We start from the raw sequence: 10,674 nt of genomic DNA on the forward strand, positions 1-10,674 counted from the left end.
CACAGCATGCAGATCAAACCCATCCTGGCAGCACTTCGCCGGCATAAGGCGGGTACCATCCTCATCGCCTTGCAGATCGCCCTGACGCTCGCCATCGTCTGCAATGCGCTATTCATCGTGCACGAGCGCGTCGAGCGGGTGAGCCGAACGACCGGCATGAACGAGTCCAATGTCGTCGCCGTGCAGAACCTCTACGTCGGCTCGCCGGCGAGCTATCTCCCGTTGATGAAGACGGACATCCAGGCGATCCGCTCGATGCCTGGCGTGGAGGATGCCTACGTAACCAATGCCTTCCCGCTTCGGCGGGGTGGCTGGTCGACAACGGCGCAGAAAGACCCCGATGCCACGAAGGACGGCGTGCAGAGCGCACTGTATTTCGGCGACGAACATGCGCTGGCGACGCTGGGGGTGAAGCTTATCGCCGGACGTAACTTCACCGCCAGCGAGATCACCTCGTTCGAACGCGACCAGCGGCCGGCTCCGCCTCAGGTGATCGTGACCAAGGCGTTTGCCGACAAGCTCTTCCCGGGTGGGAATGCGCTCGGCAAGGCCGTGTATTACATCAAGGGCCGACCGTCCACGATCATCGGCATCGTCGAAAAGCTCACCGTGCCCTGGATCGACGCGGACTTCATCGATAACGTGACGATCATGCCCTTTCTGTTCAACAGCAGCTATCAACACTTCCTTGTGCGCACCAAGCCGGGCCAGCAGGATTCGGTATACCGCAATATCGCCAACACGCTCTACGGCGTGAATCGCATGCGCGTGTTTCCCGAGAAGTCGGGCATACGCACCTTCGAGATGGTCCGCAGCAATGCCTATGAGGCCGATCGCGGGATGGCGACCCTCATGAGCATCGTCTGCGCAGTGCTGCTGGCGATCACCGCCGCGGGCATCGTGGGCCTGTCGAGCTTCTGGGTCGGGCAGCGCCGGAAGCAGATCGGCGTGCGGCGCGCCCTGGGTGCCCGCAAGATCGACATCCTCAGCTACTTCATGACCGAGAACTTCCTGATCGCACTTGCCGGTGTCGTCGTAGGTGTCGTTCTGGCGTTGGGCATGAACCAATGGATGCTCACGCAGTTCGAGATGCAGCGCCTTTCGGTCAGCTACGTCTTCGTCGGCGTGGTGATGCTGCTCGGCCTCGGCCAGGCCGCGGTGTTCGCCCCCGCACTGCGTGCGTCCAGGGTGTCCCCAGTCGAAGCCACCCGCAGCGTCTGAGGCCAGGCCAAGGAATCCCGATGTTCGGTTACTACGTGGAACTCGCCCTGCGCAGCCTCCGGCGAAGCAGGGCGCTCACGGCCCTGATGATCGTGGCCGTCGCCCTTGGGATCGGGGCCAGCATGACGACACTCACGGTATGGCACGTGCTTTCGGGCGATCCGCTGCCGGGGCGCAGCGGGAAGGTCTTCATGCCGCGCCTGGATCCGCGCGACAAGGAAGGATACGACCCGACCGAAGAGTTGCCGACCCAGGTCACCTGGATCGACGGCATGAACCTGCTCCACGCCCACCGTGCCCATCGCCAGGCGCTGATGGTCGCGGGTGCCGCGCCGGTGCAGTCCGACGATCTCGGCGTCGATCCCTTCATCGTGCCGGCGCGGTACACCACGACGGACTTTTTCCCCATGTTCGACGTGCCGTTTCGCTATGGCCAGGGCTGGAGCGTTGCCGACGACGAGGCGCGTGCACGCGTGGCGGTCATCGGCGCGGACTTGAACGATCGGCTGTTCTACGGCGAGAACAGCGTCGGACGGACGCTGCATGTCGATGGCGTGGACCTGCGCATTGTCGGCGTGCTGCGGCCATGGCGCGCGGTGCCGCATTTTTACGACCTCAACACCGGCAACTACAGCGTGGGCGAGGAAGTATTCGTCCCGTTGGGTACGGCGCGTACCGCGAAATTGAAGCGAAACGGCGGGATCGAGTGCTGGGGCCCCGGCTCCGCGGACGAGGACGGCATGGAAACGGCGACCTGCGTGTGGCTGCAGTTCTGGGTGCAACTGGACGATGCCGCGTCCGTGGCCTCCTATCGCGCCTTCCTCGACGGCTATGCGCGCGAGCAAGTGACGCTGGGACGCTTCGAACGGCCGGCGCGTATCGACTTGCCCAACGTGATGCAGTACCTGGACGAGCAGCGCGTCGTGCCTGGCGACGTGCGCCTGCAGGTCTGGCTCGCGTTTGGCTTCTTCGTGGTGTGTCTCGTTAACACCGTGGGCTTGATGCTGGCGAAATTCATGCGTCGCGCCGGAGAGGTGGGCGTGAGGCGTGCCCTGGGTGCGTCCCGGCGCAGCGTCTTCGCCCAGTTGCTTACCGAGGCGGCAATGATCGGCGTGGCCGGCGGCCTGGCCGGATTGTGTGTGGCCTTGGCGGGGTTGGCGCTGGTGCGCCTGCAGCCCGGTGCCACCGCGCAACTCGCGCACCTCGACTTTGCCATGCTTGGAACCACCTTCGTGGTTTCTGTCGTCGCCACGCTTGTGGCGGGTCTCATACCCGCCTGGCGGACCTGCCGCATCGCGCCGGCCCTGCAATTGAAGAGCTAGTGACATGTCCCTCGACGTTCTTCCCATCGTATCGACGCTGCGCCGGCACAAGCTCACCGCCACCCTGCTGGTGCTGCAGATCGCGCTGACTTGCGCGATCGTCTGCAATGCCACGTTCGTCATTGGCGACCGCCTGGGATGGATGACCACGCCCAGCGGCATTGCCGAAGACCAGCTCATGCGCATCGTCGTCTCCGATATCGGTCCACGTGCCGACATCCACGCCCGTGCCGAGGCAGACCTCGCTGCCATCCGCGCCGTTCCCGGCGTGGAGGCGGTCACCATCGGCAATTCGCTTCCGTTTGGCGGATCCGCCTGGAATTCAGGAGTGAAGCTGGATCCGGCACAGAAATCGCCTGGCACCAGCGTGGCGGTCTATTACGGCGAATCGCTCGTCGAAACCCTTGGCCTGCGCGTCGTCGCCGGGCGTGCCATTCGCCCCGATGAATACGTATGGATCGACGACAACATCACCGGCAAGGCACCGGGAAGCAACATTGCGATGCTCACGAGCGCGCTGGCGCAACATCTTTTCCCAGGGCAGTCGGCACTTGGGAAGCAGATCGTGGTGGGCGACAAGACGATGCGGGTCGTGGGACTCCTCGAGCGGCTACCTGCGGCGTCGACGAAGGCGCGCGACGAATTGAACAACACGGTACTCCTGCCCTGGCGGATGATCCCCGCCTACGGTGGCGGCTATTTCGTGCGTGCCCGCAAAGGTGAATCGGCGCGGGTGCTCAAGGACGCGGTCGCCGCTCTCAAGGCCATCGATCCACGTCGTGTGGTGGTCGAGGCACGGCTGTACCCGGAGATCCGCGGGCGCTTCTTTGCCTCGGACCGCGCCATGGCGGTCTTGCTGACGTCGGTGTCGGTGGCCTTGCTGATCGTGACCGCCCTCGGCATCGTGGGACTGGCGAGTTTCTGGGTGGCCCAGCGGCGTCGCCAGATCGGTGTGAGACGGGCCCTCGGCGCGAGCCGGACCGCGATCCTGCGCTACTTCCAGACCGAGAACTTCCTGCTCGCAAGCATGGGCATCGTGCTCGGCATGATGCTGGCCTACGGCATCAACGCACTGCTGATGATGCATTACGAGCTGCCCCGCCTGCCGCTGGCTTACCTGCCTGTGGGCGCGGCCGTGCTCTGGCTCCTCGGGCAGGTCGCGGTCCTCGCGCCGGCCTTGCGCGCGGCGTCCGTCCCCCCGGTCGAAGCCACCCGTGGCTAGAATGGAAAAATGTGCCGGCGGGGGAGCAACCTTTTCGCCGGGGGAAGCATCCATGGCTGCATGCGAAGAGACCCGATGCGCTGCGTACTGATCATCGACGACAACCCTTCGGTGGGCGAGGCGCTTTCGCTCGCTCTCAGCCTGCGTGATATCCGTCCGCTCGTGGCCCTCACGCCCGAGGACGGGCTGGCGACCCTGGCCCGCGAGCGCGTCGACGTGGTCGTCCAGGACATGAATTTCACGGCCGATACCACCTCGGGCGAGGAAGGCGCGGCCTTGTTCAAGGCGATCCGCGCCCGGTATTCCGACCTGCCGGTGATCCTGCTCACAGCGTGGACCCACCTCGAGGCGGCGGTGGAACTGGTGAAGGCGGGTGCCGCCGACTACCTCGCCAAGCCGTGGGACGACATCAAGCTGCTGGCGACGGTCGAGAACCTGCTCGAGCTGTCCGAATCCACCCGTGAAGTGACCCGTGCACGGGTCGAGCGCCGCCGCCGGCGCGAAGTGCTCGAGAGCCGCTACGAACTCGAAGGCCTGGTCTTCGCCTCCGAGGCCATGGGCCGCACCATCGAACTGGCCTGCCAGGTCGCCCGATCGGACGTGCCGGTGCTCATCACGGGGCCCAACGGCGCGGGCAAGGAGCGCATCGCCGCCATCGTCCACGCCAACTCGGCGGTACGCCGGGGCCCCTTCGTGGCCGTGAACTGCGGCGCGCTGCCGGGCGAACTCATCGAAGCCGAACTGTTTGGTGCCGAGGCAGGGGCCTACACCGGCGCGAACAAGGCGCGCGAAGGCCGCTTCGAGATGGCCGATGGCGGCACGCTTTTCCTCGATGAGATCGGCAACCTGCCGTTGCCGGGCCAGATGAAGCTGCTGCGCGTGCTCGAAAGCGGGCAGTTCGAACGCCTCGGCTCCGGCCGCACGCGGCACGCGAAGGTGCGCGTCGTCAGCGCCACGAACGCCGACCTCAAGGCGATGATCGCCGCGGGCACATTCCGTGAAGACCTCTATTACCGCCTCAACGTGATCGACGTGAACCTGCCGCCGCTGTCGGAACGCTGCGACGACATCCTGCCGCTGGCCGAGTTCTTCCTCGACGGAAAGGCCACGCTCAGCGAGGACGCGCGCGAGGCCCTGCTGGCGCATTCGTGGCCCGGTAACGTGCGCGAACTGAAGAATGCCATCGCTCGCGCCGCGCTGCTGGCCGCGGACGGCCGCATCGAACCGGCGCACCTGAACCTGCCGCCGCCGGCGGCCAACGTCACGCGTAACCTGGACGAACCCAGCCGCGAGTCGGTGGAAGCCGCGCTCGCCTCGGCCGGTGGCGTGGTGAGCCGCGCGGCCAGCAACCTGGGGCTCTCACGGCAGGCGTTGTACAGGCGCATGGAGCGGTACGGACTGGCAGTCTGATACGTTCAGCGCCATGAAGACCATTTCCCTCGAAGGCCGGATGACCCTGGTCGTTGCCGGTTCCGCCATCGTCGGCGCGCTGGTGTTCGCCGGCGTCTACATCTGGCCATTCCCCCAGTTGCTGACCTGGATGCGCGAGGTGCCGGACAAGGCCGGCAAGCTGCCGCCGGCGCCTCCGATCGAGAACTTCGATGGCGGCACCGCGCTACTGATTTGCCTGCTGGTGCTGCTGCCGCTGTCGGCCTGGGTCGCCCATGCGCTGGTGGAGCCTCTGCGCCGGCTGATGCGTGCCCTGGAGAGCGCCGTGGCCAGCTACCGCGATGGCGACTTCAGCATGTCCATCGGCACCACCCGGCGCGACGAGCTGGGCGACCTGATCCGCATGCACAACACGCTGGGCCAGACCCTGCGCGACCAGCGCCAGCACCTCGCCCAGCGAGAACTGCTGCTGGACACCGTGGTGCAGAACACGCCGGTCGCGCTCGTGCTCACCGATACGGCCGGCAAGATCACCTATGCCAACATCGCCGCCCGCCACTTGTTCAATGAGGGCAGGGCGCTGGCCGGCCTGGACTTCCACGACGTGCTCGCCACCATGCCGGAAAGCCTGCGCGAGGCGGCCAAGGGCGGGGAAGATGCGTTGTTCTCCGTCGACATGGACGGCAGCGAGGAAACCTTCCACCTGTCCCAGCGCGGCTTTCGCCTGCAAGGACGGCCGCACCGCCTGCAGTTGTACCGTCGCATGACCCGTGAATTGTCGCGACAGGAAGTGCACACCTGGAAGCGGGTGATCCGGGTCATCAGCCACGAGCTCAACAACTCGCTCGCACCCATCTCGTCGCTGTCCCATTCGGGCGCGGAACTGGCTCGCCGCGGCGATCTTGCCAGACTTCCCGGCGTGTTCGCCTCCATTGGCGACCGCGCGAAACATCTGCACAGTTTCATCGCCGGTTACGCCAGCTTCGCCAAGCTACCCACGCCGCAGTCGAAGGAGGTGGGCTGGGAGGGCTTCCTCGATGCGCTCGCCCTGCATGCGAAGTTCCGCCTCGCGGCGCCGGTGCCAAAGCAGCCCGGCTGGTTCGATCCGACCCAGGTGGAGCAGGTGCTGATCAACCTGATCAAGAACGCGCACGAGGCCGGCGGCGATCCGGAAGAGGTGACCCTTGCCGTGCACCACGTGGGCCGCGACATGTTGATCGAGGTGGCCGACCACGGCCCGGGCATGAGCGAAACCGTGCTGGCCCAGGCGCTGCTGCCCTTTTATTCCACCAAACGCTCGGGTACCGGGCTGGGACTGGCCCTGGCGCGCGAAATTTCTGAGGCGCACGGCGGCCGCATCGCACTGGCGAACCGCGACGGCGGTGGCCTGCGTGTCACCCTGGTCCTGCCCGCCGGTTCGCCCTGAGGCGCTTCGCCTATACTCCGGAAACATACCGGGAGAGGGAAATCAGGCCATGGGAAGTATTGTTGCGCTGGTCGTCGTGGTGGTCGTCGTCGTCGTACTGGCCAAGCTGATCCGCATCGTGCCGCAGGGCTACGAATGGACGGTGGAAATGTTCGGCAAATACACGGGCACGCTCACGCCCGGGCTGCACTTCCTCATCCCGTTCGTTTACGCGGTCGGCCGTAAGATCAACATGATGGAGCAGGTGCTCGACGTCCCTTCTCAGGACGTCATCACCAAGGACAACGCCGTGGTCCGCGTCGACGGCGTGGTGTTCTACCAGGTGCTGGATGCCGCCAAGGCCGCCTATGAAGTGGCAAACCTCGAAACCGCGGCGCTCGCGCTCATCATGACCAACATCCGTACGGTGCTGGGCTCCATGGACCTGGACGAAAGCCTGAGCCAGCGCGACGCGATCAACGCGAAGCTGCTGGGCGTGATCGACGAAGCCACCCATCCCTGGGGCGTCAAGGTCACCCGCATCGAGATCAAGGACATTTCGCCGCCGCGCGATCTCGTCGATGCCATGGCGCGGCAGATGAAGGCCGAGCGCGAGAAGCGCGCGAACATCCTCGACGCCGAAGGTTTCCGCCAGGCGGCCATCCTCAAGGCCGACGGCGAAAAGCAGTCCGCCATCCTGGAGGCCGAAGGCAAGAAGGAGGCCGCGTTCCGTGAAGCCGAGGCGCGCGAGCGCCTCGCCGAAGCGGAAGCCAAGGCCACCACCATGGTTTCGCAGGCCATCGCGGGGGGCAGCGTCAACGCGCTTAACTACTTCGTCGCCAACAACTATGTTGAGGCGCTGAAAGAAATGGCGAAGTCCCCGAACCAGAAGACCCTGCTGCTCCCCATCGAGGCTACCGGCATCCTCGGTTCGCTGGCCGGCATCGCCGAACTGGCGAAAGACTCGCTCGCCGCACAGCAGCGGGCCCCGGACACGTCGTCCGGCCGCACGCCGCCACTTCCGCGCTGACGCCATGGAACAGGTCGCCACGCATTATCTCTGGTGGATCGTCGCGCTGCTGCTCATCGGCGGCGAGGTGATCCTTCCCGGCTATTTCATGCTGTGGATCGGCATCGCCGCGGCGGCCATGGGCGTCGTCCTGTTGCTGGTACCCGACATGGGCGCGCTGGCCCAGGCGCTCGTCTTCGCCGTATTCGCGTTCCTTTCCTGCTTCGCCTACTGGAAGTTGGTGCGGCCGCGTCTGGACCGCATCCCGCCCGGCAACGAACGACTCAACCGGCGCGGCGAACAGCTCATCGGACAGCGCTACATATTGTGCGAGCCCATTCTCAACGGCCGCGGCAAGGCGAAGGTCGGTGACGGTGCATGGCTCGTCACGGGGCCAGACCTTCCGCTGGGCGCCATGGTGGAGGTGGTGGGTATCGACGGCACGACCCTGCGCGTGGTGAAGGCGGTGGACGTTGGCTGAAGGCGCGCCGTTGACGGTACCGGTGAGCTTCGCCACCACGGCGATCAACACCCGCATCGCCTTCCTCACCGAGCTGGCGCGCCGGCTGCACCAATACGGCACCACGGCACCGCGACTGGAAACCGCCATCGGCCGCTCGGCGCAACGGCTTGGCCTGACGGCGGACGTCTGGTCCAGTCCGACCGCGATCATCGTCTCGTTCGCCGACCTGGGGCAAGGCGAGGAAAGCGTTGCGCAGGTCACTCAGGTGATGCGTCTTCCACCCGGCGACGTGAACCTGGGGCGCCTGGTTGAAGCCGATCGCATCGCCGATGCCGTGATCGACGGGCAGATGGAATTGCGCGAAGGGTTTTACCTCCTGCGCAAGCTCGGTGCGCCAGACACGTTCCGCGCCCAGTTGGGCGTCATCGCCAGCTATGGCCTTTGCGCGGCCAGCGTCGTGGCGCTGCTGCTGCACAGTGCATGGCCCGATCTGGTCACGGCGGGCGTCATTGGCGTGATCATCGGACTCATCACGATCGCTTCGGGCGGGCGTCCCCAACTCACGGCCGCGAGCGAGGCCATCAGCGCGATGGTCGCCACGGCCATCGCCACCATCGTCAGCGCGTACATCGTGCCTCTTGCGCTGAAGTCCGTGATCCTTGGCAGCCTCATCGTGCTCCTGCCCGGCATGGCGCTCACGACGGCCGTGCGAGAAATTTCCAGCCAGCACCTCGTTTCCGGCGTGGCCCGCATGGGCGGTGCGATAGCAACGCTGCTCAAGCTCACCTTCGGCACGGTCGCGGCGAGCCAGCTGTGTGAAGCCTTCGGCATCATGCCGCGCAATTACTCGCTGCCGCCGCTTCCCGGCTGGGCCGACTGGCCCTCACTGATCCTCGGCGCGTTTTCATTCGCCATCCTGTTTCGTGCCGCGCCGCGCACCTGGCTCGTCGTGATGGCGTCGGTAGTACTCGGCTATCTCGCTACCACCTGGGGCGGCAGTATTTCCGGCTCCTTGCCCGGCGCACCCTTTGGCGTGTTTGTGGGGGGTGTGTTGCTCGGCTCGCTCAGCAATGTCTACGCACGTTATGCACACATGCCGGGAGCGGTGGTGCGCGAACCGGGCATCATCCTGCTGGTGCCGGGATCGGTGAGTTTCCGAAGCGTGTCCTACCTGCTCGATCGCGATGCCTCGCTGGGCATGGATACGGGACTTCTAGGTATTACGCTGCTGGTATCGCTGGTGGCCGGCCTGTTGTTCGGCGACTTGATCGTGGCACCGCGCCGTTCGCTTTGACACTTGACAACTGCCTGTCATGGATTGCAATGTCATGACAGCCTTCTGGGGATGGAAGGGTGGGTGGCCGAGTCTAGTAGAAGACAGAGCAAGTCGGGAAAGGGCAGATCGACGAAGGGGCAAGGATGACGGAGACGCTGTTTCGACCGGAAGTTATTGCGGCGCGACAAAAGGATTGGCTTGGGAGCATCAGGGTAAGTCCGCCACGGATGGGCTGGCTGTTTTTCGGCTATGCCTCCGCAGTCGTCGTTGCTATCGTCGCCTTCACGGTTTGTGGTCATTACACGCGGCGAGTTCGTTCTGAGGGGAGATTAGCTCCCAGCAGTGGATTGCTGACGATTGTTCCGCCCGCTGCGGGTGTCGTCACGCACACGTTCGTCCATGAAGGCGATGCAGTTACGGCCGGGCAGCCCTTGCTAGAAGTCACTGCGGAACAAGGGAGTGCCGAATACGGCGGCTACCATGAAGTCACCGCCTCTCAGCTCAAGATCAAACGGGAGAAGTTGCAGGACGACTTGCGTGAGGAAAACCGGCTCTCTCTCGATCCGTGTGGTTGACCTTCAGGCCGCGGTCTGTTGATCGGGGTCGAGCCAGGGATTCTTCGGTAGATGCCTGAGGTTGGCGCAGATCAGGTAGCTGATGGTGATGAGGTGGTCATCAGTGCCGTAGCCCTTGGCCCGTGCCTTGGCGGCCTGGAGACGCCCGTTGATGGCCTCGGCAAAACCATTGCTCAAGCCGGAGCGGAAGTGTTCGAGGATGCCGTCCCGATGCTTCTTGAGCGTGGCCGCCAGTCGTTTGAAGGGCGCCAGGCGGCAGCGCCGTGCCCAGCTCAGCCAGGCGTCCAGCAGCACCGTGGCGTGCGCGATGCCGGTGCCGCCAGCGAACACCTTGCGCAAGGCCTGCTTAAGCCGCCAGGCGCGTGCCGTCTTCAGGTTCGTACGTTGCAGCCAGTGCATCTGCGCGACCTGCGTGCGCGTCCAGGACGCCGCGTCCTTGAGCGTCCCCCAACGGATGCCCTTGAGATCGCCGACCTGCTTGACCTCCGCGCGGCGCACCTGATCCAGTGCTTCGTTGGTCAGTGCCACGACATGGAAGGGATCGACGCTGACCGTGGCGTTGGGGCAGTGCCCACGCGCGCCGGCATGGTAGGCGGCGCCCATGTCCAAGCTGACGTCGGTGATCGTCTCGGCGTCACCGCCGTGGGCCGCCAAGTCCGCCGCGAACGCCTTGAAGGTGGCCGCATCCCGCCCTTGCGTGGCAAACAGCAAGCGGCGTGCGTCCAGGTCACAGAACAGCGTCAGGAAGCGCTGCCCCTTGCGCGCACTGCGTTCGTCCGCGCTGATCCGGTG

Annotated in this window: 10 protein-coding genes; 9 read left to right on the forward strand and 1 reads right to left on the reverse strand. The window is 65.3% G+C overall.

The annotated features are described in order from the left end of the window. The first annotated feature begins 6 nt into the window (after window positions 1-6). From VGM71_RS01655 to VGM71_RS01695, 9 genes are all read left to right on the forward strand, one after another. Entirely contained in the window at window positions 7-1,221 is a 1,215-nt protein-coding gene (locus VGM71_RS01655) for an ABC transporter permease (RefSeq protein WP_331542036.1), read from the forward strand. 20 nt (window positions 1,222-1,241) lie between these two features. Then, the gene (locus tag VGM71_RS01660; protein WP_331542038.1) at window positions 1,242-2,543 is read left to right on the forward strand and encodes an ABC transporter permease; all 1,302 of its coding nucleotides are present in this window, start codon (window positions 1,242-1,244) and stop codon (window positions 2,541-2,543) included. Between the two features lie 4 nt (window positions 2,544-2,547). Beyond that, window positions 2,548-3,765 (forward strand): ABC transporter permease, encoded by a 1,218-nt coding sequence (locus VGM71_RS01665; protein WP_331542039.1) that lies wholly within the window; start codon window positions 2,548-2,550, stop codon window positions 3,763-3,765. A gap of 75 nt (window positions 3,766-3,840) precedes the next feature. Further along, the gene (locus tag VGM71_RS01670) at window positions 3,841-5,175 is read left to right on the forward strand and encodes a sigma-54 dependent transcriptional regulator (protein WP_331542046.1); all 1,335 of its coding nucleotides are present in this window, start codon (window positions 3,841-3,843) and stop codon (window positions 5,173-5,175) included. A 13-nt stretch (window positions 5,176-5,188) separates the two neighbouring features. Beyond that, window positions 5,189-6,580, forward strand: coding sequence for a sensor histidine kinase (locus tag VGM71_RS01675; protein ID WP_331542040.1), 1,392 nt, complete (start codon window positions 5,189-5,191; stop codon window positions 6,578-6,580). A gap of 49 nt (window positions 6,581-6,629) precedes the next feature. Beyond that, window positions 6,630-7,589 carry an SPFH domain-containing protein gene (locus VGM71_RS01680; protein WP_331542041.1) on the forward strand — a complete coding sequence of 320 codons (960 nt, stop codon included), beginning with the start codon at window positions 6,630-6,632 and terminating at the stop codon, window positions 7,587-7,589. Window positions 7,590-7,593: 4 nt separating this feature from the next. After that, entirely contained in the window at window positions 7,594-8,049 is a 456-nt protein-coding gene (locus VGM71_RS01685; protein ID WP_331542042.1) for an NfeD family protein, read from the forward strand. Next, window positions 8,042-9,325, forward strand: a complete 1,284-nt coding sequence (locus tag VGM71_RS01690; RefSeq protein ID WP_331542043.1) for a threonine/serine ThrE exporter family protein — start codon at window positions 8,042-8,044, stop codon at window positions 9,323-9,325. The genes VGM71_RS01685 and VGM71_RS01690 overlap by 8 nt, the downstream gene beginning before the upstream one ends. A gap of 125 nt (window positions 9,326-9,450) precedes the next feature. Further along, window positions 9,451-9,882 carry a hypothetical protein gene (locus VGM71_RS01695; protein ID WP_331542044.1) on the forward strand — a complete coding sequence of 144 codons (432 nt, stop codon included), beginning with the start codon at window positions 9,451-9,453 and terminating at the stop codon, window positions 9,880-9,882. Between the two features lie 3 nt (window positions 9,883-9,885). Here VGM71_RS01695 and VGM71_RS01700 read toward each other — a convergent pair. Then, a partial coding sequence (locus VGM71_RS01700; protein WP_331542045.1) for an ISL3 family transposase occupies window positions 9,886-10,674 on the reverse strand: 789 nt, incomplete at its 5' end.

This window comes from Luteibacter sp., assembly GCF_036499525.1.
Classification (GTDB): domain Bacteria; phylum Pseudomonadota; class Gammaproteobacteria; order Xanthomonadales; family Rhodanobacteraceae; genus Luteibacter.